Source organism: Allobosea sp. NPDC055332 (genome assembly GCF_053645455.1).
This window is the reverse complement of record NZ_JBSHMO010000001.1, coordinates 484,613-506,341: the sequence shown is the minus strand read 5'-3', so window position 1 is coordinate 506,341 and position 21,729 is coordinate 484,613. Positions and strand designations below refer to the sequence as shown.

General features: G+C 67.7%; 19 protein-coding genes. 11 read left to right on the top strand and 8 right to left on the bottom strand.

Annotation, left to right across the window (positions count from 1 at the left end; all coding sequences use genetic code 11):
- Positions 1-95: 95 nt before the first annotated feature.
- The gene (locus ACWIGM_RS02565) at positions 96-3,545 is read left to right on the top strand and encodes an indolepyruvate ferredoxin oxidoreductase family protein (RefSeq protein WP_454024360.1); all 3,450 of its coding nucleotides are present in this window, start codon (positions 96-98) and stop codon (positions 3,543-3,545) included.
- 28 nt (positions 3,546-3,573) lie between these two features.
- Here ACWIGM_RS02565 and ACWIGM_RS02560 read toward each other — a convergent pair whose 3' ends face one another.
- Genes ACWIGM_RS02560 through paaG form a run of 4 tightly spaced genes read right to left on the bottom strand, consistent with a single transcriptional unit; the run spans position 3,574 to position 6,754 of the window.
- A complete protein-coding gene (locus ACWIGM_RS02560; protein ID WP_454024359.1) occupies positions 3,574-4,170 on the bottom strand; it encodes a TetR/AcrR family transcriptional regulator in 597 nt (198 codons plus the stop codon).
- A 6-nt stretch (positions 4,171-4,176) separates the two neighbouring features.
- Positions 4,177-5,487 carry a phenylacetate--CoA ligase PaaK gene (gene paaK / locus ACWIGM_RS02555; RefSeq protein WP_454024358.1) on the bottom strand — a complete coding sequence of 437 codons (1,311 nt, stop codon included), beginning with the start codon at positions 5,485-5,487 and terminating at the stop codon, positions 4,177-4,179.
- 38 nt (positions 5,488-5,525) lie between these two features.
- Positions 5,526-5,972, bottom strand: coding sequence for a hydroxyphenylacetyl-CoA thioesterase PaaI (gene paaI / locus ACWIGM_RS02550; RefSeq protein WP_454024357.1), 447 nt, complete (start codon positions 5,970-5,972; stop codon positions 5,526-5,528).
- Entirely contained in the window at positions 5,969-6,754 is a 786-nt protein-coding gene (gene paaG / locus ACWIGM_RS02545) for a 2-(1,2-epoxy-1,2-dihydrophenyl)acetyl-CoA isomerase PaaG (RefSeq protein ID WP_454024356.1), read from the bottom strand. Before paaG ends, paaI begins: the two co-directional genes overlap by 4 nt.
- Before the next feature lie 236 nt (positions 6,755-6,990).
- Between paaG and ACWIGM_RS02540 the strand changes: the two genes are divergently transcribed.
- The 5 genes from ACWIGM_RS02540 (at position 6,991) to ACWIGM_RS02520 (ending at position 11,612) form a co-directional block, all read left to right on the top strand.
- A complete protein-coding gene (locus ACWIGM_RS02540) occupies positions 6,991-8,127 on the top strand; it encodes an ABC transporter substrate-binding protein (RefSeq protein ID WP_454024355.1) in 1,137 nt (378 codons plus the stop codon).
- A gap of 183 nt (positions 8,128-8,310) precedes the next feature.
- Complete coding sequence (locus tag ACWIGM_RS02535) at positions 8,311-9,183, top strand: branched-chain amino acid ABC transporter permease (protein ID WP_454024354.1); 873 nt, start codon at positions 8,311-8,313, stop codon at positions 9,181-9,183.
- 2 nt (positions 9,184-9,185) lie between these two features.
- Positions 9,186-10,139, top strand: a complete 954-nt coding sequence (locus ACWIGM_RS02530) for a branched-chain amino acid ABC transporter permease (protein WP_454024353.1) — start codon at positions 9,186-9,188, stop codon at positions 10,137-10,139.
- Entirely contained in the window at positions 10,139-10,924 is a 786-nt protein-coding gene (locus tag ACWIGM_RS02525) for an ABC transporter ATP-binding protein (protein ID WP_454024352.1), read from the top strand. Before ACWIGM_RS02530 ends, ACWIGM_RS02525 begins: the two co-directional genes overlap by 1 nt.
- Positions 10,911-11,612 (top strand): ABC transporter ATP-binding protein, encoded by a 702-nt coding sequence (locus ACWIGM_RS02520; protein ID WP_454024351.1) that lies wholly within the window; start codon positions 10,911-10,913, stop codon positions 11,610-11,612. The genes ACWIGM_RS02525 and ACWIGM_RS02520 overlap by 14 nt, the downstream gene beginning before the upstream one ends.
- Positions 11,613-11,645: 33 nt before the next feature.
- On the opposite strand, the gene ACWIGM_RS02515 is transcribed toward ACWIGM_RS02520, so the two are convergent.
- Together ACWIGM_RS02515 and ACWIGM_RS02510 are read right to left on the bottom strand one after the other, a co-directional pair.
- Positions 11,646-12,287: an NrsF family protein gene (locus tag ACWIGM_RS02515; protein ID WP_454024350.1), complete on the bottom strand. Its 642-nt coding sequence runs from the start codon at positions 12,285-12,287 to the stop codon at positions 11,646-11,648.
- A gap of 81 nt (positions 12,288-12,368) precedes the next feature.
- The gene (locus tag ACWIGM_RS02510) at positions 12,369-12,938 is read right to left on the bottom strand and encodes a sigma-70 family RNA polymerase sigma factor (protein ID WP_454024349.1); all 570 of its coding nucleotides are present in this window, start codon (positions 12,936-12,938) and stop codon (positions 12,369-12,371) included.
- A gap of 183 nt (positions 12,939-13,121) precedes the next feature.
- Between ACWIGM_RS02510 and ACWIGM_RS02505 the strand changes: the two genes are divergently transcribed.
- From ACWIGM_RS02505 to ACWIGM_RS02485, 5 genes are all read left to right on the top strand, one after another.
- Complete coding sequence (locus ACWIGM_RS02505; protein WP_454024348.1) at positions 13,122-14,771, top strand: thiamine pyrophosphate-binding protein; 1,650 nt, start codon at positions 13,122-13,124, stop codon at positions 14,769-14,771.
- Complete coding sequence (locus tag ACWIGM_RS02500; protein ID WP_454024347.1) at positions 14,771-15,958, top strand: OpgC family protein; 1,188 nt, start codon at positions 14,771-14,773, stop codon at positions 15,956-15,958. Before ACWIGM_RS02505 ends, ACWIGM_RS02500 begins: the two co-directional genes overlap by 1 nt.
- A 71-nt stretch (positions 15,959-16,029) precedes the next feature.
- The gene (locus tag ACWIGM_RS02495; protein ID WP_454024346.1) at positions 16,030-17,415 is read left to right on the top strand and encodes a tetratricopeptide repeat protein; all 1,386 of its coding nucleotides are present in this window, start codon (positions 16,030-16,032) and stop codon (positions 17,413-17,415) included.
- 23 nt (positions 17,416-17,438) lie between these two features.
- On the top strand, positions 17,439-17,927 hold the full coding sequence (locus ACWIGM_RS02490) for a hypothetical protein (RefSeq protein WP_454024345.1): 489 nt from the start codon (positions 17,439-17,441) through the stop codon (positions 17,925-17,927).
- A 27-nt stretch (positions 17,928-17,954) separates the two neighbouring features.
- Positions 17,955-18,434, top strand: a complete 480-nt coding sequence (locus tag ACWIGM_RS02485; protein ID WP_454024344.1) for a YHS domain-containing (seleno)protein — start codon at positions 17,955-17,957, stop codon at positions 18,432-18,434.
- A 49-nt stretch (positions 18,435-18,483) separates the two neighbouring features.
- Here ACWIGM_RS02485 and ACWIGM_RS02480 read toward each other — a convergent pair whose 3' ends face one another.
- Together ACWIGM_RS02480 and ACWIGM_RS02475 are read right to left on the bottom strand one after the other, a co-directional pair.
- A complete protein-coding gene (locus tag ACWIGM_RS02480) occupies positions 18,484-19,713 on the bottom strand; it encodes an MFS transporter (protein ID WP_454024343.1) in 1,230 nt (409 codons plus the stop codon).
- 157 nt (positions 19,714-19,870) lie between these two features.
- On the bottom strand, positions 19,871-21,709 hold the full coding sequence (locus ACWIGM_RS02475; protein ID WP_454024342.1) for a GH39 family glycosyl hydrolase: 1,839 nt from the start codon (positions 21,707-21,709) through the stop codon (positions 19,871-19,873).
- Positions 21,710-21,729 lie beyond the last annotated feature (20 nt).

Genomic DNA, 21,729 nt, shown 5'->3' with positions numbered 1-21,729 from the left:
TAACCCGATTGGCAACGAGACGCGGTGAAACTGGCAAATCTTTCCAGCCGGCCGAGTTTAGAATCACCCGAATAAATCTTTCGGGAGGCCAAGCCATGGCCGGTACCTCATCGACCAGTCTGCTCGCCGACTATGCCTTGGGCGACCGCTACACCAGGACCACCGGCCGCGTGTTCCTGACCGGCACGCAGGCGCTGGTCCGGATCGCGCTCGACCAGGCCCGGCGCGACCGCGCTAATGGCCTCGACACCGCCGGTTTCATCTCCGGCTATCGCGGCTCGCCGCTTGGCGGCGTCGACCTCGAATTGTGGCGCGCCAAGGATCTGGTCGGGCAGCACGGCATCGAGTTCCTGCCGGCGGTCAACGAGGACCTTGCCGCCACCGCCGTGCTCGGCTCGCAGCAGGTCGAGACCAATCCGGACAGGACGGTGCAGGGCGTCTTCGGCCTCTGGTACGGCAAGGGGCCCGGCGTCGACCGCGCCGGCGACGCGCTGAAGCATGGCAACGCCTATGGCTCCTCGCCGCATGGCGGCGTGCTGGTGGTCGCCGGCGACGATCATGGCTGCGTCTCGTCGTCGATGCCGCACCAGTCCGACGTCGCTTTCATGGCCTGGTTCATGCCGACGCTGAACCCGGCCTCGGTCGGCGAATACCTCGCCTTCGGCGAATATGGCTACGCGCTGTCGCGCTATTCCGGCATGTGGGTCGGCTTCAAGGCGATCTCGGAGACGGTCGAGAGCGGCCAGTCGGTCGAGCTGCCAGCGCCGCGCCAGTTCAACGAGCCGGACTACACGCCACCAGCGACCGGGCTGCACTATCGCTGGCCGGACCTGCCGGGGCCGCAGATCGAGGAGCGCATGGAGGCCAAGAAGATGGCCGTCTTCGCCTTCGCCGAGGCGAACCCGATCGACCGGCGCATCTACGACATCCCCGAGGCCTCCTTCGGCATCGTCACCACCGGCAAGGCGCATCTCGACCTGATGGAAGCGCTGCGCCTGCTCGGCCTGGATGAGGCGGCCTGCCGCAGCCACGGCATCGACATCTACAAGGTCGGCATGGTCTGGCCGCTGGCCCGCCACTCGGCGCTGGAGTTCGTGCGCGGCAAGGAGGAGATCCTCGTCGTCGAGGAGAAACGCGGCATCATCGAGAGCCAGCTCAAGGAGTATTTCTACGACTATCCCGGCCATAAGCCGCATTCCATGGTCGGCAAGCGCGACGAGGACGGCAATCGCCTGATCTCATGGATCGGCGAACTCTCGCCGCGCCTGCTGGCGCCGGTCGTGGCGAAGCGGCTGGACGCGCTGTTCCCGGACCTGGGCCTGACCGAGCGCGCTGCGGCTCTCGTACCCGAGACCGGACGTATCATCCAGGTGCCGGGCGCGACCCGAACGCCCTATTTCTGCTCCGGCTGCCCGCACAACACATCCACCAAGGTGCCGGAAGGCTCGAAGGCGCTGGCCGGCATCGGCTGCCATTTCATGGCGAGCTGGATGGATCGCGAGACCACCTCGCTGATCCAGATGGGCGGCGAGGGCGTGAACTGGGCAGCCTCCTCCCTGTTCACCGGCAGGGGCCACATCTTCCAGAACCTGGGGGAGGGCACCTATTACCATTCCGGCTCGATGGCGATCCGCCAGGCCATCGCCGCCAAGGCCAACATCACCTACAAGATCCTGTACAACGACGCCGTGGCCATGACCGGCGGCCAGCCGGTCGACGGGCCGATCAGCGTCCACGCGATCGCGCAGGAAGTCCGCGCCGAGGGCGTCGAGCGCATCGCGCTGGTCTCGGACCAGCCCGAGAAATTCACGCCCGCGGGCCTGCCGCATGGCATCACGATCCATCACCGCCGCGAGCTCGATGCGGTCCAGCGCGAGCTCCGCGAGATCAAGGGCGTCTCGGTGCTGATCTATGAGCAGGCCTGCGCCACCGAGAAGCGCCGCCGGCGCAAGCGCGGCACGATGGTGGACCCGCAGCGCTTCGCCTACATCAACGACCTCGTCTGCGAGGGCTGCGGCGATTGTTCGGTGGCCTCGAACTGCCTCAGCGTCGAGCCGAAGGAGACGCCGTTCGGCCGCAAGCGCCAGATCAACCTCTCGAACTGCAACAAGGACTTCTCCTGCCTTGACGGCTTCTGCCCGAGCTTCGTGACGGTGGAAGGCGCCACCCGCCGCAAGCGCCAGGCGAGCGGAAGCGACTTCGTCGGGCGGGCGGCGCTGCTGCCGAGACCGGCCTTGCCGACGCTCGACAGGCCCTATGATCTGCTCGTCACTGGCGTCGGCGGCACCGGCGTCATCACGGTCGGCGCGCTGATCGCAATGGCGGCCCATCTCGAGGGCAAGGGCAGCTCGGTCCTCGACTTCACCGGCTTCGCCCAGAAGTTCGGGCCGGTGCTGTCCTTCCTGCGGCTCGCGGAAACGCCCGAGGCGGTCAACCAGGTCCGCATCGACAATGGCAGGGCGGATGCGCTGATCGGCTGCGACATCGTCGTATCGTCCTCGCCCAAGGCCTCCGCCACCTACCGCTCCGGCATGCGGGCGCTGGTCAATACGGCCGAGATGCCGACCGGCGACATCGTGCGCCGCCGCGACGCCGACCTCGCGACACGCCGTCGGCTGAAGGAGATCGAGCAGGTGGCCGGCGCCGAGAACGTTCGCGCCGTCGATGCCAATGGGTTGGCGGAAGAGCTGTTCGGCGATGCCGTGTTCGCCAACATCGTCATGCTCGGCCATGCCTGGCAGCAGGGGCTGGTTCCGGTGGGGCTGGATGCTCTCCACCGTGCCATCGAACTCAATGGCGTCGCGGTCGAGCGCAACCGGCAGGCTTTTGCCGCCGGGCGGCTTGCGGCTGCCGATCCCACAGCCTTTGCGTCGGCCCCGATCGTCGCCACGCCGGAAAGCCTGGACGAGGTGATCGCCCGGCGCGAGCGCTTCCTCGTCGACTATCAGGATGAGGCCTGGGCGCGGCGCTATCGGGCTGGCGTCGACAAGGTTCGTGCGGCTGAGCGGCCGTTCGGCAGCGAGGCCCTCACCGACGCAGTTGCCCGCTCGCTGTTCAAGCTGATGTCCTACAAGGACGAGTACGAGGTGGCGCGGCTGCATATGGGCACCGGCTTCCTCGACGAGCTGAAGCGCAGCTTCGACGGCGACTTCAAGGTCAACTACCATTTTGCCCCGCCCTTCCTCGGCGGCGACAAGGATGCGCGCGGGCGGCCGTTGAAGCGCCGCTTCGGCCAGTGGATCCAGACGCCGTTGCGCCTGCTGGCGCGCCTCAAGGGCCTGCGCGGCGCGGCCTTCGACGTGTTCGGCTATACAGCAGAGCGCAAGATGGAGCGCGCGCTGATCGATTGGTACGAAGGGCTGATCGACGAGATGCTGGCGCAGTTGCCTGCGCGGGCGCCCGATTCACAGCTCGCGCTCGCCAGGGCGCCGATGGATATCCGTGGCTACGGCCCGGTGAAGGAGGCGGCGGTCGCGGAGGTCAAGGCGACGGTGGCCCGGCTGCTGAGCGAAGCTTCGGTGCCCGCTGCGAAGCAGGCCGCCTGATCGGTGCTTTTGCGATCAGTTCGGGTTGCTATTTCAGCGCCGCGGCACCGTCGAGGAACAGTGCGGTGACCATGTCGGCATAGCCTTCGCGGCTCAGCGCGCCGCTGGGCCGGAACCAGGTGTAGACCCAGTTCAGGATGCCGAAGAGCGACATGGTGACGGGGGTCACACCGGCGCGGTTCTCCGCCAGCGCCGGGTTGATGTCGACCAGCACGTCCGAGAACGCCTTGACGATGCGGCGCTCCATCTCCCGCAGCTCCAGCCGCTGGGGTTCGGTGAGCGAGCCCGTGCCGTTGAGCAGGACCTGGTGGAAGTTCGAGGCGGTGCGGTAATTCTCCAGCACGCCGCCGATCAGGTGGCGCAGCCGCGCCCGGGGCTCGAGATCGGGCCGGTCGACCTCGATGATCGCTTCCTCGAGCTCGACCAGATGGGTGCGGCCGATATCGAAGATCAGCAGGTCCTTGCTCGGATAGTAGTGGTAGAGCAGCGCCTTGGAGACGTTGTTCTCCTGGGCGATCTGCGCCATCGAGGCGCGCTCCATGCCGAGCTTGGCGAAGACGGCTGCGGCGCTGTCGAGGATGCTGCGGCGCTTCTCGTCGAAATCCGCAGCCCTGGTCCGGGCCATCGCCTGCTATCCTTTCGGCCGGTTGTCGACGACGCGCCTCGCCTTTCCAGCCGAACGCTCGACCGAATCGGGGTCGCCAACCCTCACTTTCGTGCTCACTCCCACCACGCTTTTAATGTGGTGCGCAAGCTCCCGGGCCGAGGCGGCGCGGGCGGCCTCGTCGGCAGCGTGCGGCATCGCCTCGACATGCACGACCATGTCGTCCATGCGGCCGGCGCGGACAAGCTCGATCTGGAAATGCGGGGCCAGCCCGCCGCATTTCAGCAGCTGTTCCTCGATCTGCGTCGGGAAGATGTTGACGCCGCGCAGGATCATCATGTCGTCGCTGCGACCGGTGATCTTCTCGATCCGGCGCATTGCCCGCGCCGTGCCGGGCAGGAGCCGGGTCAGGTCGCGGGTGCGATAGCGGATGATCGGCAGCGCTTCCTTGGTCAGCGAGGTGAAGACCAGTTCGCCCATCTCACCGTCGGGCAGGACCGCGCCGGTCTCGGGATCGATGATCTCCGGGTAGAAATGGTCCTCCCAGACATGCAGCCCGTCCTTGGTCTCGACGCATTCGCTGGCGACGCCCGGGCCGATCACCTCCGACAGGCCGTAGATGTCGACGGCGTGCATGTCGAAATCCTGCTGGATCTCCTCGCGCATCGCATTGGTCCAGGGCTCGGCGCCGAAGATGCCGACGGCGAGCGAGGAGCAGCGCGGGTCGATACCCTGGCGGCGGAACTCGTCGAGGATCGACAGCATATAGGACGGCGTCACCATGATGATGCGCGGCTTGAAGTCCTGGATCAGGCAGACCTGGCGCTCGGTCATGCCGCCGGAGATCGGGATCACCGTGCAGCCGAGCTTCTCGGCGCCGTAATGGGCACCGAGGCCGCCGGTGAACAGACCATAGCCATAGGCGACATGGCAGATGTCGCCGGCCCGGCCGCCGGCCGCCCGGATCGAGCGGGCGACGCAGGTCGCCCACATCTCGATGTCGTTCTGGGTGTAGCCGACGACGGTCGGCTTGCCGGTCGTGCCGGAGGAGGCGTGGATGCGCGCAACCTTGTCCTGCGGCACCGCGAACATCCCGAACGGATAGGTGTCGCGCAGGTCCTTCTTCACCGTGAACGGGAATTTCGAAAGGTCGGACAGCGTCTTGAGGTCGTCGGGATGGACGCCGGCCTTGTCGAACTGCGCCCAGTAATGCGGCGAATTGCGATAGGCGTGGTCGAGCGTCGTCTTCAGCCGCTTGAGCTGGAGCGCCGAGATTTCGTCGCGAGAGGCCGTTTCGATGGCGTCGAGATCGCCCGGGCGGGGCGAAAGGTCTTCCATGGGTTTCCTCCGCTCTCGTCTTGTTTCGGCCGGAACGTTCAGCCCGGCTCGGGTATCGGCGTGCCCTTGACGGTGCGGGAGTGGCCGCGGAATTCCGCGACGTGCTCGCCGTTCTGGTTCGTCACCTTGATGTCGTAGATGCCGCCGCGGCCGATGCGCGAGACCTCGCCGGCGCTGGCGGTCAGCCGGTCGCCCTCGAAGGCGGGCCGCAGGAAGGTCACCGAGCAGTGCTGCGCGACGGTGTTCTGGTTGTAGCTGTTGCAGGCGAAGGCGAAGGCCGAATCCGCCAGGGTGAAGATGTAGCCGCCATGGCAGGTCTTGTGGCCATTGGTCATCGCCGCCGTGACGGTCATCGACAGCCGCGCCTCGCCCGGGCCGACCGCGTCGAGGCTCATGCCGAGGCTGCGCGAGGCGAGGTCCTTCTCCCACATCGCTGCGGCCGAAGCGCGGGCGACGGCGACGGGATCGGAAAAGTCGAGGCTCATCGTCCGCTGAACTTTGGCTGGCGCTTGTCGAGGAAGGCGAGGACGCCCTCGGCATAGTCGGCGCTGCGGCCGGCCCGGCGCTGCAGGTCGCGCTCGAGATCGAGCTGCTGGTCGAGCGTGTTGCTGGCCGAGGCCTGGATCGCCTGCTTGATCAGGCCGAGCCCGAAGGTCGGGCCGGCGGCGAGTTTCCTGCCGAGCGCCTCGGCCTCGTTCATCAGCTCGGCGTCGTCGACGGCGCGCCAGATCAGGCCCCAGGACGCGGCGGTCTCGGCCGTCAGCGGTTCCGCCGTCAGGGCGAGCGCCTTGGCACGGGCTTCGCCGAGCAGTTGCGCGAGGCTCCAGGTGCCGCCGGAATCGGGGACGAGGCCGATCTTGGAGAAGGCCTGGATGAACTTCGCCGAGCGGGCCGCCAGCACGATGTCGCAGGCGATCGCGATATTGGCGCCGGCGCCGGCGGCGACCCCGTTGACTGCACAGATGACCGGCTTGTCGAGGCTGCGGATCAGGCGGATCAGCGGGTTGTAGAAGGTCTCGATCGTGCGGCCGAGATCCGGCGCGGTTTCCTTGCGCGGGTCGCGATCGCCGAGATCCTGGCCGGCACAGAAGCCACGACCGGCGCCCGTCAGCAGGACCGCGCGGATCTCGCTCTCGTCATGCGCGCGCTGGAAGCCGGCGCGCAGGGCCAGATGCATCTCCTCGTTGAAGGAATTCAGCTTGTCCGGGCGATTGAGCGTCAGCCGGAGCAGGCCGTCGGCGAGCGCCACCTTGACCGTATCGGACATCTGCTTTCCTCCCATGCAGTCGCGGCCTTGAGCCGTCGCTTCAAAAAATCCCTTGCATAGTCCGAACGGTCGGTCAATTATTAATCCAACGAAGGCGCGAGTTGGTCTCAGGTGAAGGTTGCAAACCTGCCCCGAGGCTCGACCACGCGCCATGCGGGAACGACGACGACCGCGCTCTGAGCGTTCAGCCGCGCGACGACGAACGACATAAAAATACGTGGCACCGGGAGGAAATGATGAAGTTCAAAGTCTTCGGCAGCGCGCTCGCGCTGACGCTTGGCCTCGCTGGCCCGGCCTTCGCCGACATCAAGATCGGCGCCTCGGTCTCCGAGACCGGCCCGGCTTCCTCGCTCGGCGATCCCGAGGCCAAGACGCTCAAGCTGCTGGTCGACGAGATCAATGCCGCCGGCGGCGTGCTCGGCCAGAAGATCAAGCTCTTCCTCTATGACGATGGCGGCGACCCGAACAAGGCGCGCACCTTCGCCACCCGCCTGGTCGAGGACGACGAGGTCGTCGCCATCGTCGGCGGCTCGACCACCGGCACCACCATGTCGATCATCTCGGTCGTCGAAAATGCCAAGATCCCGTTCATTTCGCTGGCGGGGGCGATCGAGATCATCGACCCGGTCAAGCCCTTCGTCTTCAAGACGCCGCATACCGACCGGATGGCCTGCCGCAAGATCTTCGAGGACATGAAGGCCAAGGGCTTCAGCAAGATCGCGCTGATCTCCGGCTCGGACGGCTTCGGCGCCTCGATGCGCAAGCAATGCCTGCAGGTTATCGGCGAGTTCGGCATCACCGTGCTGGCCGAAGAGACCTACGGCCCGAACGACGCCGACATGACCCCGCAGCTTACCAATATCCGCTCCAAGGCGGAGGTGCAGGCGATCCTCAACCCGGGCTTCGGCCAGGGGCCGGCGATCGTCACGCGCAATTATGGCCAGCTCGGCATCAAGACGCCGCTCTACCAGTCGCATGGCGTCGCCTCGAAGAGCTTCATCGATCTCGCCGGCCCGGCCTCGGAAGGCGTGCGCCTGCCCGGCACCGCCGTCCTCGTCGCCAATCTCCTGCCGGCGAACGACCCGCAGAAGGCGGTCGTCTCCGCCTATACGAGCGCCTACCAGGCGAAGTTCAACCAGCCCGCCTCCACCTTCGGCGGCTATGCCCATGACGGCCTGCGGCTGCTGGTCGACGCGATCAAGCGCGCCGGCAAGGCCGAGCCGAAGGCGATCCGCGATGCGCTGGAAGGCACGAAGAGCTTCGTCGGCGTGACCGGCACCTTCAACATGGCGGCATCAGACCATCTCGGCCTCGACCTCTCCGCCTTCCGCATGCTCGAGATCAAGGGCGGCAACTGGGCGCTGGTGCAGTAAAGCGGAAGGGAACGCGCTATCCCCTCTCCCCTTGCGGGAGAGGGTTAGTGTGAGGGGTCGCGTGACGCCGATCGCGAGCCCCGGCGCCGCGTTCCCCAGAGCTTTCAAGGCCTGCGCGACCCCTCATCCGGCGCTGCGCGCCACCTTCTCCCGCAAGGGGGGAAGGGAAGCCTGGAGCATCAAGTGCCCGAACTTCTGCAATACCTGTTGTCGGGCGTGACGGTCGGGGCGGTCTATGCGCTCGTCGCGCTCGGCTTCACGCTGATCTACAACGCCTCCGACGTGGTGAACTTCGCCCAGGGCGAGTTCGTCATGCTGGGCGGGATGATCACCTTCTTCGCCTGGCAGGCCGGCGTCCCGCTGCCGCTGGCGGCGCTGCTCGCCATCCTCGCCGCTGCGACGATCGGCGTGCTCCTCAACAAGCTGGCGATCGAGCCGGCGCGCGGCGCCCCCGTCGCCAGCCTGATCATCATCACGATCGGCGCCTCGATCTTCCTGCGCGGCAGCGCCCAGCTCGTCTTCGACAAGCAGCTTCATCGCTTTCCGAGCTTCTCCGGCGACGATCCGCTCAGGGTCTTTGGCGCGACGATCCTGCCGCAGGGCCTCTGGGTCATCGCCGGGGCGGTCACGATCTTCCTCGCGCTGTGGCTGTTCTTCGCCCGCACGCTGACCGGCAAGGCCGTGCTCGCCACCGCCAACAACCGCATTGCGGCGAGCCTGGTCGGCATCAACCCCAATCACATGATGACCCTGAGCTTCGCGGTCTCGGCCGCTATCGGCGCTCTCGCCGGCGTGCTCGTCACGCCGATCACTCTGACCAGCTACGATCTCGGCGTCGCAATGGCGCTGAAGGGCTTCGCTGCCGCCATGCTCGGCGGCATGGGTGTTCCGGCCGGCGCGCTGGTCGGCGGCCTGCTGCTCGGGCTGATCGAGGCGCTCACGGCTGGCTATATCAGTTCGGTCTACAAGGATGCCGTCGCCTTCGTGCTGATCCTCGTGATCCTGTTCGCCCGGCCGCAAGGGTTGTTCGGCCGCAAGGCGATGGACCGGGTGTGACGATGCGCCTGTCCCAGAAGCATCTCACTTTGATCGTGCTGGCCGTGCTGATCGCGCTGGCGCCGGCCTTCTTCCCCTCGAATTTCTATTACCGCATAGGCGCGCTGATCTTCGTCAACGGGCTCGCGGTCACCGGCCTTGTCGTCCTGATCGGCTTTGCCGGCCAGATCAGCCTCGGCCATGCCGGCTTTGCCGGCATCGGCGCCTATGCCTGTGCGCTGGCCCCTGGCTATCTCGGCTTGCATCCGGGCCTCGCCATGCTGCTCGGCGCCGTGCTCTCCGGCGGCGTCGCCTGGCTGATCGGCCGGCCGATCCTGCGCCTCAAGGGCTATTACCTCGCTGTCGCCACCCTCGGCTTCGGCATCCTCGTCTCGATGGTGCTCGCCAATGAGGCGAAGATCACCGGCGGGCCGGACGGGCGCGAGGTCGCGGAGCTCGGCCTGCGCAGCGCGCTCGCCTCCATCGGCGTCGGTTTGAGCAATGCGCAGTTCTGGTACGCCGCCACGGGTCTTTCCATGCTCGCCGGCGCCTGGATCGCGCTCAACCTGCATGACAGCCCGTCGGGCCGGGCGTTGCGCGCTTTGCATGATTCCGAGGTCGCGGCCCGCACAGTCGGCGTCGACGTTGCCCGGCTGAAGCTCTCGGCCTTCGTGATCTCGGCCGTCTATGCCTCGCTCTCCGGCTCGCTGCTGGCGCTGATGAACCGCTTCATCACGCCGGATGTCGCCGGCTTCCTGCATTCGGTCGAGCTGGTGACGATGACTGTCTTCGGCGGTGTCGGCTCGGTGCCGGGCGCCATCCTCGGCGCCGCGACGCTGACGCTGCTGCCGCAGGCGCTGACCGTGCTGCAGCAATACGAGAACCTCATCCTCGGCCTGATCATGATGCTGGTGATGATCTTCATGCGCGAGGGGCTGCTGCCCTCGATCATGCGCCGCCTGAAGGGGAGGGGCTGATGACGCTCCTTTCGGTCGAGGGCCTCGGTATCGATTTCGGCGGCCTGCGCGCGGTCAACGATGTCGGCTTTTCGGTCTCGCCGGGCGAGATCGTCTCGGTGATCGGCCCCAACGGCGCCGGCAAGACCACGCTGTTCAACATGATCTCGGGCGTCTACCAGCCCCAGCGCGGTAAGATCGCGCTCGATGGCAACGACGTCACCGGCATGGCGCCCAACCGGCTGGCCGAGCGCGGCCTGTCGCGCACCTTCCAGAACCTGCAGATCTTCCAGCGCATGAGCGTGCTGGAGAACGCCATGACGGGCTGCCATCTCAAGGAGCGCGGGCCGGTCCTGAGCGACCTCCTCAGCCTGCCGTCCTCGCGCCGCCGCAGCGCCGCGGCCAAGCTCCGCGCGAGCGAGCTTCTGGAGCGTGTCGGCCTGGCGCGTGCCGCCGAGCGGGAGGCGTCGTCGCTCTCCTATGGCGCGCTCAAGCGCCTCGAGATCGCCCGGGCGCTGGCGCTCGAGCCGCGCATCCTCCTGCTCGACGAGCCGGCGGCCGGCTGCAATGCGGTCGAGACCGAGGAGATCGACCATCTGATCGCCGAGGTCGCCAAGTCCGGCGTCGCCATCCTGCTGGTCGAGCACGACATGAAGATGGTGATGCGCATCTCCAAGCATATCGTCGTGCTCGATCGCGGCGAGAAGATCGCCGAGGGGGCGCCGGCTGCCGTCTCGCGCGACCCCAGGGTGATCGAGGCCTATCTCGGCACGCAGGCGACGGAGGCGGGCGATGCTGTCGGTTGAGGGCCTGCGCTCGCGCTACGGCCGCATCGAGGTCCTGCACGGCGTCGACCTCGAAGTCGGCTCGGGCGAGATCGTCACCGTCGTCGGCGCCAACGGCGCCGGCAAGACGACGCTGCTGCGCTGCATCTCCGGCGTCCAGCCGGCGAGCGGCGGCGCGATCATCTTCCGCGGCGAGGCGTTGAAGGCGATCCCGGCCCATCGCCGCGTGGCCTTAGGCCTGTCGCAATCGCCGGAAGGGCGGCTGATCTTCACCAACCTGACCGTCGAGGAGAACCTGCGGCTCGGCGCCTATCTCTTCGCTGACGAACGCGTCGAGCGCGACATGGCCGACGCTTTCACCATGTTCCCGATCCTCAAGGAGAAGCGCAATCTGCCGGCTGGCGGCCTCTCGGGCGGCCAGCAGCAGATGCTGGCGATCGGCCGCGCGCTGATGGCGCGCCCCGCCTGCCTGCTGCTCGACGAGCCGAGCATGGGACTGGCGCCGATCCTCGTGGCGCAGATCCTCGACGTGGTGAAGAACCTGAAATCGCTCGGCGTCACCGTGCTGCTGGTCGAGCAGAACGCCTATGCCGCCCTGCAGATCGCCGATCGCGGCTATGTCATGGAGACCGGCCGCATCATCATCAGCGGCACGGCCAACGAGCTGATCGCCGATCCGCGCATCCGCGAGGCCTATCTGGGCATTTGAACGGCCCGAAAAGCGCCGTGCCAAGGGCGGCCACTACCAGCGCAGGAAGCGCGGCAGGATGAGTGCGCCGAGGCCGGTGACCAAGGCGATCGCGAGCGTGTACCAGGTCGCCAGGAACGGGATCGTATCGTCGGGACAGTGCAGGGCGTAGGCGATCGCGGCCAGGCCTCCCGATGCGAGGCCGGCCAATGCCCCGGTCAGGCGGCCCTCGACCGGCGCGCCCCGGCGGGCCAGCAGCAGCATGACCAGCAGCGGCAGCAGCGCATAGAGCGGCACATTGACGAGGCAGCTGCGCCAGTAGCGGCCGAAGACAAGTGCGTTCCACTGCCCGGACGGCGCCTGTGCCAGCGTGATCAGCGCCCAGGCCAGGATCAACGCCACCGGAATTGCGGCGAGTGGCAGGAGCCGTCTTGGCTGCAGCCCCGGCCGCAGGCTCTGCTGGAACAGGACGAGCGCGACACCGGCGACGCCGGCACCGAAGACCAGCTTGGCGATGACCGGCGTGGTCGTCAGCGCCTGAGCGAGATCGGGACGCGCGCCGAGCGTGACGACGAGCAGCGCCATCGTCGCAGCGACGGCCGCCGCTGCCGCGAGCCAGGTCGCGCGGCGCAGCCGGCCGGTGTCCACCGGCTGGTGGCTCGCGGCCATGAGGGAGATCAGCTCGTCGGTCTTCATTGCTCGGGTTCGCCAGGGGTGGCTTAAGGAGAATTCGCCGCAAGCCGGCAAGAGGTTACATGCGTGATCGGTTCGGCGGCTTCAGGGTGGCCGACCCGGCTTCGACAACAGCCTGGCCATGGCCTGCAGGCCGCGATGGATCGCGACCTTGGCTGCATTTTCCGTCATGCCCGCCGCATTCGCCGCTTCGGCGACGCTGGAACCCTGGAGCTTGACCTGTTCGATCAGCCGGCGCGTGCGCTCCGGCAGGGCCTGCATGGCGCGTTCGAGATCGAGCCGGGCGTCGGCGGCGGAGCTTTCGGGCGCGGCGATCCGCTCGACTTCGTCGTCGAGCGGAAGATGGCCGGCGTGCCGGCCGGTCCGGCGCAGATGGTCGACGAGCTTGTAACGCGCGATCGCGTGGGCCCAAGCCGTCACCGGGCTCGACGGCTCGTAGGTATGGCGGGAGAGGTGCAGCGCCAGCAGGGTCTCCTGCAGGACGTCCTCGGCTTCGCTCGGCTCGCTGCGCCCGCTCCGTGCCAGCATCCGGCGCAGATAGCCGCGCAGACGCGCGCTGATCGCATCGAGGAAGACCTTGTACGCGGCGCCATCGCCGGCGAGTGCGGCGAGGAAGACAGGCCGGAGCTCGGTTTCGAGTTCGTCGAGCGACAAGGCTTGAGCACTTTTCCGCAATGATGCGAGCTTTGCCACTCCGTGGCACGGCATGGGCCTGCCCACAAGCCGGCGCTGCTTCGGCGTCAGCCCGAAGCTCACATCGGCGTGAGCCTGTAACCAATCGCCGTTCCGTTGCGATCTCCCCTGCAAGCCGCTGCGGCGGCAGGCGGGAGAGGGCACATGCGCCAGGAATTCGGATCGCACGAGACGAGCGGCAGCGCGTATCCCCCGGCATTGGTGACTGGTGCCGATCTGCTGGCGGCCCGGCTCCGTGCGGCCGGCGCGACGCATGCTTTCGGCATTCCTGGCGGCGAGGTGCTGGCTCTGGTCGATGCGCTGGAGCGCGCCGGGATTCGCTTCCTGCTGGCCAGGCACGAGAATGCCGCCGGCTTCATGGCCGAGGGGCTCTGGCACGCGACCGGCGTACTGCCAGTCCTGGTCGCGACCCTGGGGCCGGGCGTCGCCAATGCGGTCAACGTCGTCGCCAATGCGCAGCAGGACCGCGTGCCGCTGGTCTTCGTCACCGGCTGCGTCGATCAGGCCCTGGCCGAGAGCTACACCCATCAGGTCTTCGATCATCAGGCCGTGCTGCGCCCGCTGGTCAAGGCGAGCTTCCCTGCCGCGCCCGGCACCGAGGATCTGGTCGTCGAGAAGGCCGTGGCGCTCGCCCGGCGCGGCCGCCCCGGTCCGGTCCATATCGACCTGCCGATCTCCGTTGCCGAGGCACGCACTGCCTGGCGGGAACCACCGGTGACGGCCCTGGCGCAGCCGGTCGTCCCGGCCGATCTCGGCTTCGCCCGTGGCCTGCTCGCACAGGCGCGCCGGCCGCTCGTCATCGCCGGGCTCGATCTCGTCAATCAGGGCGGCGCGGCCGCGCTCGACCGGTTCCTCGACCGGACCGGAGCGCCCCTGCTCACGACCTACAAGGCCAAGGGACTTCTGCCGGAGGACGATGCGCGCGTCATCGGCGGCGTCGGGCTCTCGCCGAAGGCCGATGCGATCGTCCAGCCGCTCATCGACGCGGCCGATCTTATCGTGCTCGCCGGCTACGACCCGATCGAGATGCGTCAGGGCTGGCGCAATCCCTGGCCCGCCGGCAAATGCGTCATCGATATCGTCGCCGAACCGCTGCAGCACGGCATGCACGCCGCGACGCTGCTGTTCGAGGGCGATGTCGGCGCCACCCTGGCCAGGCTGGCGGATGGCCAGGAGACCAAGGCGACATGGCCGGGGGGCGAACCGGGTGAAACCCGCTCGCGCTTTCGGGCCGCCTTCGCGGCGCCCTCCGCCTGGGGGCCGCATGCCGTGTTCGAGACGCTGCGCGAGGTCGCGCCGGCGGGAACGGTCGCGACCGCCGATTCCGGCGCGCATCGCATCCTGCTCAGCCAGATGTGGCATTGCGACGGACCGCGCCGGCTGCTGCAATCGACCGGGCTCTGCACCATGGGCTGCGCGCTGCCCCTCGCCACCGGGGCCGCGCTCGGTTCGGGCCGGCCGGTGCTCTGCTTTGTCGGCGATGCCGGGCTGGAGATGGTGCTCGGCGAGCTCGCTACGCTGCATGACCTGAAGCTGCCGGTGGTGATCGTCGTCCTGGTCGATGCGAGCCTCGGTCTGATTGCGCTGAAGCAGCGCCAGCTCGGACTGAAGCGAGTGGGAGTCGATTTCGGCGCGACCGATTTCGCCGCGATCGCGCGGGCGATGGGCGGCCATGGCGCCACGATCACCGATCGCGCCGGGTTGCGGCACGAGGCGGCGGCCGCTTTCGGCCGCGAGGGCTTCACCGTGCTCGCCTGCCGCATCGACGCTGCCGACTACGAGGGGGCGTTCTGATGAGCCAGGTCCAGCAGAAGCCGGAGAAGCGGCCGCGCGACGCGCGGCTCGATGTCTTCCGCGGGCTGACCATGCTGATCATCTTCGTGGCGCATCTGCCGCAGAACAGTTGGAACGCCTTCATCCCCGCCCGCTTCGGCTTCTCCTCCGGGGCCGAGCTCTTCGTCTTCATCTCGGGCTTCGCCAGCGCGCTCGCCTTCGGCAGCGTCTTCGCCCGGCGCGGACTCCTGCTTGGCACGGCGCGCATCGCCTATCGGATCTGGCAGGTCTATTGGGCTCAGCTCGGTCTCGTCCTGGCCGCGATCGCGCTCGCCGCGCTGATCGATCGCAGCTTCGGCATGGCCGAGCTCGCGGAGCAATTCGGGCCGCTTCTCACCGACCCCGCAGGGGCAATCCTCGGCCTCGTCACCTTGACCTGGCAGCCGGACTATCTCGACATCCTGCCGATGTACCTCGTCATCCTGGCGCTGGTGCCCGTCATGATGGCTGCGCGCTCCTTGCATCCGGCGCTGCCCTTTGCGCTTTCCGGACTGCTCTATGTGCTGGTCTGGACTAGCGGTCTCAACCTCACCGGCAATCCCTGGAATGGCGCCGGCTGGTTCCTCAATCCCTTCGCCTGGCAGCTGATCTTCTTCATCGGCTTCTTCCTGGGGATGGGCTGGCTGCCGGCGCCGCGCCTGCGCGACCGGCGGCTGATGCTGGCCTGCGCCGCGATCCTGCTGCTCTCCGTGCCGCTCTCCTTCTGGGGTGTCCTGGAGCACTGGCCGGCGGCGCAGGCGCTGCGCGATCTCGTCCTGCCCGCCAGCGAGAAGAGCAATCTCCATCTCCTGCGTCCGTTGCACTTCCTCGCTCTGGCCTATCTGGTCCTCAGCCTGATCGAGCCGGTGCGCGACCGGCTCGACAGGGGCTTCGGCCACCTCCTCGTCCTGATCGGCCGGCAATCGCTCGCCGCCTTCCTCGCCAGCGTCGTCCTCGCCCGGCTCGCCGGCAGCATCGCCGAACTGGCCGGGCACAGCGAGCTGGTCGTCGCGGCGCTCAATCTCTCCGGCTTCGCGCTGATCCTCACCGCGGCGGTGCTCGTCGGCTGGTTCAAGCGCGCGCCCTGGGCGGGACCGGCGCCAAGGCCCGAAGCCGAGCCGGCCATGGCTGGCCTGCCGCTGCCGACACGGGTCCGTGAAGCGAGTTGATCGCCGTTTGATCGACCGCCTGCGAACTCCCCGATGAGCGCTCGTCGCGAGCGCTGCAAAGGAGCCTGCCAATGTACCATGATCTCTCCGGCGACCGCGTGACCGTCGCGAACGATGCCGCAAGGCTCGCCTGGAACGATACGCTCGAAGCGGTGCTGGCGCATGCCGCGGCGGCGCCGGAGCATCTCGCCCGCGCGCTTTCCGCAGATCCCGATTTCGCGCTGGCGCATGCCGCCAAGGGGCTGATGCTGATGTCGCTCGCCCGCGCCGAGCTGCTCGGCCCGGCCCGCGATTGTCTCGAACAGGCCTATGCCGCCGTAGCAAGGCGCTCCGTGACGCGGCGCGAGCGCATGGTCATCGAGGCGCTCGCGCTCTGGCTCGACGAGGCGCCGCGGCGGGCGGCGCAGCGGCTGGAAGCCGTTCTGGACGACCATCCGCGCGATGTCCTCGCGCTGAAGCTCTCGCATGCCATCCGCTTCATGCTGGGCGACCAGAAGGAGATGCTCGCGACGCTGCATCGCGTCGCTCCAGTCTTCGGCGAGCAGCATCCGCTCGCCGGCTATGTCAACGGCTGCTACGCCTTCGCCCTGGAAGAACGCGGCCTCTATGCCGAGGCCGAGCGCGTCGGCCGCCGCGCCGTCGCCCTGAGCCCGCGCGATGCCTGGGGCCGGCATGCTGTCGCCCATGTGCTGGAAATGACCGGCCGCGCCGATGAAGGGGTTGCCTGGCTCGGCGACGGGCGCAGCTTCGCCCACGCCAACAACCTGCGGTTCCACATCTTCTGGCATCTCGCTCTGTTCCATCTCGAGCGCGGCGAGATCGCCGAGGTGCTGCGGCTCTATGACGAGGAGATCCGGGCCGAGCAGACCGACGACTATCGTGACATCGCCAATGGCGCCTCGCTCCTGGCCCGGCTCGACTATGCCGGCGTCGATGTCGGGTACCGCTGGGAAGAGCTCGCCGCCAAGGCGGAAAGCCGCGTCAACGACGGCCGCCTCATCTTCGCCGATCTGCACTATGTGCTTTCGCTGCTCGGCGCCGGCCGCCCCCAGGACGCAGAGGCGATCGCGCGCAGCCTCGTCCTCGACGCCTGCTCTCATCCCAGCGGCGAGCGCATGGAAGCCGCCCAGGGCGGCGTGCTCGCGGCCTTCGGTCTGATCGCCTTCAAGGAAGAGGATTACGCCGAGGCCGCGCGCCTTCTCGGCGCCGCCCGCGGCAGGTTGCTTGCCATCGGCGGTAGCCACGCCCAGCGCGACCTGTTCGAGCAGGCCTATGTCGAGAGCCTGATCCGCTCCGGCAACCATGAGCGCGCAGGCCTGATCCTGACGGAGCGGCTGGCCCGCCGCGGCGGCAACAACCTGTTCGCCGCACGCCGCCTCGCGCTGCTCGAGCGCCGGCCGGCAGGCCGCATCGCCGCCCTCGCCATCGCCGCAACGCCCCTCGCCATCGCCCACTGATCATACAAGGAAGGAACGACATCATGACCACGACAGCAGCCATGCCGCGCAGCTTCGCCCTCCCGTCGAGCCGGACGCTGGGCCATCTCATGCTCGGCGGCTTCGCCGGGCTCGGCTTCTGGGAGCTCTTCGCCGCTGTGCCGACCGCCTGGTTCGCCGAGTTCCCGCTGGAGCCGCCGGAGCTGGTGAAATCGCTGTTCGCGCACCAGTTCGGGCTGACGCTGTCGACGCCGGTGGCCAAGCTGCTGCACTTCCTCACCGGCTTCCTGGTCTATCCGCTCGGCTACTGGATCCTGACCCGCTGGGTGAAGAGCTTCGGCATGCCGGCCGATGGCTGGATCTGGGGCGTGATCACCTACTTCATCGCGCTCGGCTTCTTCGCCCCGCTGGCCGGCCAGCACTTTCTGCTCAACGACGTGCCGCGGCTCTCGCTGATGAGCCTGATCGGGCACGCCATCTACGGCTACCTCGCCGCCTACATTTTCGAAGCGCTCGAAGCGCACTCACGCTGATCGCCAGCGCAAGCAAGGAGAAACGCCATGTTCGACAGGCGCAGCTTCCTCCGGATCGCTGCCGGGACCTTCGCGGCGGCACTTTCGGCACCTCTTGCCCAGGCCGACGCCCTCCGTCCGGTCAATACGCTCGGCTCGCCCGACGGTATCGCCATTCGCGGCTACGACCCCGTCGCCTATTTCCGCGAGGGCGGCCCGCGGCTCGGCAAGGCCGAGTTCTCGGTCAACCATGGCGGCGCCAGCTGGCGCTTCGCCAGCGCCGAGAACAAGGCGGCATTCGAGGCCGATCCCCGGCGCTATCTGCCGGCCTATGGCGGCTTCTGCGCCTACGGCACCTCGCGCGGCTATCTCGTCAAGATCGAGCCGGAGGCCTGGTCGATCGTCGATGGCCAGCTCTACCTCAACTACGATCTCGGCGTCCGCAAGACCTGGCTCGGCAAGCCGAATAGCTACATCGCCCGTGCCGAGGGCAATTGGCCAGGCCTGACCTCGGCGGATATTCGCTAGGTCGGGCAAGCTGCGGCATGGCGGCGGCATCGAAGCGCCGCCCTGCTTCCTAGCGTTTGGCCATCTCGATGTCAGGGATCGTCGGGGCGGTGGCACCACCCTCGACGAGCGGCGGAGACGGGTTTCGCGAGATCCGCAGCGCGATGTAGATGGCGACGGCGACCGACAGCCCGAGCAGATAGACCAGCATGCCCTGCGGGCCCGCAAGCTGCATCAGCAGGGTCGCGGCCAACGGTCCGATCGCCGAGCCCGTGCCCCAGAGGAAGAGCAGCTGCGCCGAGAGGCCGACGGCCTGGTCGCGCCCCATGCGGAAATAGGCGTGCGTCACTGCGACCGTATAAAGCGGGATGCTGCAGCCGCCGATCAGGGCGAACAGGCCGAAGAGCCAGAGGCGGCCATGGGCCGGATCGACCTGCAGCAGCGTCGAGAGTCCGGCTGCCGTGATCGCGACGATGCTGGTGGCGATCAGCATGATCAGGCGGCTGGCGACGCGGTCCGCGAGCAGGCTCATCGGCCATTGCAGCAGGAGGGCGCCGATCTGGATGCCGGCCGTGAGCAGGATGGTGGTGCGCTGATCGAGGCCGGACAGGATGCCATAGGCCGGGGTCACGCTCGTCAGCGGGCCGCCCACCATGCCGACATAGAGGCAGCCGACGACGGCGGCCGGTGCCTGCTGCCACAGCGTCCGCAGCCCGACCGAGACGATCTCGCTCGATTCAGGGCCGCGGGCACGCGTCAGCGCGACCGGGACCAGCGCGATCGAGAAGGCCATGCTGGCGAAGAGGAAGACGTCCTGCGACTGGATCGCGACATAGCCGACGCCGATCTGCGAGCCGATCAGGGCGACGCGGTTGAGGATCTGGTAGATGCCGAAGATGCGGCCGCGCTGGGCCCGGTTGGCCTGCCCGCTGATCCAGCTCTCGATGCAGATGCCGTGGCCGGCCGCCGCCAGGCCCATGACCAGTCGCGAGACCCCCCACCAGGCTTCCGGCAGCAAGGGAAAGCTCAGCGTCGAGACGGCCTGGAGCGCGGCGAACACCGCAAAGCCGCGGATATGCCCGACCCGTCGGACGAGCGAGGGATTGACGAAGCAGCCGATCAGGAAGCCGAGCGAATAGGCCGAGGCGACGAGGCCGATCAGCAGCGGCGGCTGGTTCGCGATCGCCATCTGCAGCGGCACGACCGTGTTCACGATCGTGCCTGCGACCTGCAGGATCAAGGCACCCGCAACGATGGCGCCGAGCGCGGCGACAGAACCGCCATGGGCTTTTTCTGTCACTGCCTTGCCGTGTCCCAAAAGCCGATTCAGGCGAGGCTAGCAGCTCACCCAAGCTCGGGAAAGCTGATTGCTCCGGTTCTCATCTGAATGTTGATGCAAGCGGCGACTGTTGAGCACTCGCGCCGGGGCTGATGCCGGCAGGGCATACGATTTTATATCAAGATGTTGATATCATGTCGCTTTCTTCACTGGTGCGGCCGAACAGATCGCGGGCGCGGACGCGGTAGAAGCCGGCTCCGGCGTTCGTATCGAGATAGACGCTGGAGAGCAGGCCGACCGGGTTGATAACCTGCCACGGGCCGCTCCTCTCAGCACTCCAGAGCACGTCGAAGAGCTGGATGCCGTCATAGGGCGCGGGTTCCCAGAACAGCACGCGGTTCTCGCCGTTGAGCCCGCCGAAGCGGCTGATCCGGGGGGCGGACGGCGCTGCGGGCACAGCTTCGTCGCGCCGGACCAGCGCGACCAGCGCCACCGAGGGCAGCGGCATGTCGAGCTTGAGCTCGTATTGCGCCTTGGCACCGCCGATCTGGAGATGCTCGACGCTCAGGGCCGGTTCCTGTGCCAGCCGCATCGCTGCGAGCTCGGCCGCATTGGGCAGGTCGGGCGCGCCGAGGTCCTCCCAGACCGTGAAGGGATCGCCCTTGCCATGGGCGATGCGGAAGCTGGCGAGCGCATAGGCGCCGGGCTGCAGTCCGGAGAAGTCGAGCGCGACCGTGCTCTCGCCCGACTGCCAGATGCGGTCGACGCTGTTGTAGAGCAGGACGCTGGCGCCGGAAGGCAGCGCGGTGCCCCCAAGAGCGGTCGCGATGGCGCCGAGGCCGACGCGATCGGGATCAAGGCCCTGGCCGCTCAGGTCGAAACGGCGCTCGCTCAGCAGGCCGAGCAGTTCCATGACGCTGAGCGCCGGCTTCTTGACGAGGTCGAACGGCTCTGGTTCCGCCCTTCGCGCCTCCAGTGCGGCGATGTCGGTCTTGTGCTCGGCCTGGGCGGCGCGCACCGGGCGCTTGCCGAAGTAGGTGAGGTGCGTGCGGTGGCCCCAATGGCCGACGAAGCCGTTGTCGTTGCTGAGGACCTCGTAGTCGACGCCTTCGCCGTCGATCATCAGACGCTGGTGCTGGTCGACGATCTTGGCCGCGAGCCCGGCGAAATAGGGCATGCCGTGCCAGGTATGGTAGAGGTGCCAGCCGATCTGCGGGTCACATTCATCATTGACGAAGGGCAGGCTGGCGAAGCGTGGATGATGCTCGCGGATATAGTCGACGGCCATCATCTCGTGCCGGATGATCGACAGGCTGTTCGGGGTCAGGTCCTCGGCGTGCTTCCTGGCACCCTTCTCATGCACCGAGATGAAATCGAGCCGCACGCCAGTCTCGCCGGTGAACAGGTTGGTGCCGGTATCGCAATGGGCGAGGAAGCTCTTGAAGATCGGCGGGATGCGCCGGGCGACGCCGGGGCCGCCGAGCTTGAGCTGGGGATCGACCGCCTTCAGCGCCTCCGAGCAGGCGTCATAGTAATTGTTGAAGCCGGTCTCGCCGCCGAGCTTCCACCAGATGTCGGGCTCGTTCCAGGTCTCGAAGTACCAGGCTCGCAGTTCCTCGGCGCCATAGCGGGCCTGGTAGCGTTGCGCCATCTCGCTCATGAAGTCGCGCCAGTGATGCGCTTGGCCGACATCGTTGAAGTCGCTGTAGATATAGGAGGGATTGCCCATCAGCTCGAAGAAGGGCCGGATGCGGTGCTCCAGCATCACGTCGATCGCCGCATCGAGCCGCGACCAGTCGTATTTACCGAAGCCGGAGGCGGTGACGAGGTCGAGCATGTAGTGCACGCGCATGTACTCGATGCCGCGATTGGGCACGCCGCCGACAAAAGCGAGCGTCTGCCGCATCTCCGGCTCCAGCAGGAGTTCGGCCGGCGAGAAGCCGGTGCTGCGCCAGAAGCGCCGGAAGGGCGTGGTCAGCGCGGAAAGGTCGATGCGGACGCGGGTGGTGTCGGACATGACGGGTCCTTCGCTGAAAG

Excerpts from the sequence above, each read along its gene's own strand:
- ACWIGM_RS02525 (WP_454024352.1), top strand. The coding sequence starts at position 10,139 with ATGACGCTCCTTTCGGTCGAGGGCCTCGGTATCGATTTCGGCGGCCTG.
- ACWIGM_RS02475 (WP_454024342.1), bottom strand. The coding sequence starts at position 21,709 with ATGTCCGACACCACCCGCGTCCGCATCGACCTTTCCGCGCTGACCACG.
- paaG (WP_454024356.1), bottom strand. The coding sequence starts at position 6,754 with ATGTCCGATACGGTCAAGGTGGCGCTCGCCGACGGCCTGCTCCGGCTG.
- ACWIGM_RS02515 (WP_454024350.1), bottom strand. The coding sequence starts at position 12,287 with ATGAAGACCGACGAGCTGATCTCCCTCATGGCCGCGAGCCACCAGCCG.
- ACWIGM_RS02505 (WP_454024348.1), top strand. The coding sequence starts at position 13,122 with ATGCGCCAGGAATTCGGATCGCACGAGACGAGCGGCAGCGCGTATCCC.
- ACWIGM_RS02565 (WP_454024360.1), top strand. The coding sequence starts at position 96 with ATGGCCGGTACCTCATCGACCAGTCTGCTCGCCGACTATGCCTTGGGC.
- ACWIGM_RS02485 (WP_454024344.1), top strand. The coding sequence starts at position 17,955 with ATGTTCGACAGGCGCAGCTTCCTCCGGATCGCTGCCGGGACCTTCGCG.
- ACWIGM_RS02540 (WP_454024355.1), top strand. The coding sequence starts at position 6,991 with ATGAAGTTCAAAGTCTTCGGCAGCGCGCTCGCGCTGACGCTTGGCCTC.
- paaK (WP_454024358.1), bottom strand. The coding sequence starts at position 5,487 with ATGGAAGACCTTTCGCCCCGCCCGGGCGATCTCGACGCCATCGAAACG.
- ACWIGM_RS02520 (WP_454024351.1), top strand. The coding sequence starts at position 10,911 with ATGCTGTCGGTTGAGGGCCTGCGCTCGCGCTACGGCCGCATCGAGGTC.
- ACWIGM_RS02530 (WP_454024353.1), top strand. The coding sequence starts at position 9,186 with ATGCGCCTGTCCCAGAAGCATCTCACTTTGATCGTGCTGGCCGTGCTG.
- ACWIGM_RS02495 (WP_454024346.1), top strand. The coding sequence starts at position 16,030 with ATGTACCATGATCTCTCCGGCGACCGCGTGACCGTCGCGAACGATGCC.
- ACWIGM_RS02560 (WP_454024359.1), bottom strand. The coding sequence starts at position 4,170 with ATGGCCCGGACCAGGGCTGCGGATTTCGACGAGAAGCGCCGCAGCATC.
- paaI (WP_454024357.1), bottom strand. The coding sequence starts at position 5,972 with ATGAGCCTCGACTTTTCCGATCCCGTCGCCGTCGCCCGCGCTTCGGCC.
- ACWIGM_RS02490 (WP_454024345.1), top strand. The coding sequence starts at position 17,439 with ATGACCACGACAGCAGCCATGCCGCGCAGCTTCGCCCTCCCGTCGAGC.
- ACWIGM_RS02500 (WP_454024347.1), top strand. The coding sequence starts at position 14,771 with ATGAGCCAGGTCCAGCAGAAGCCGGAGAAGCGGCCGCGCGACGCGCGG.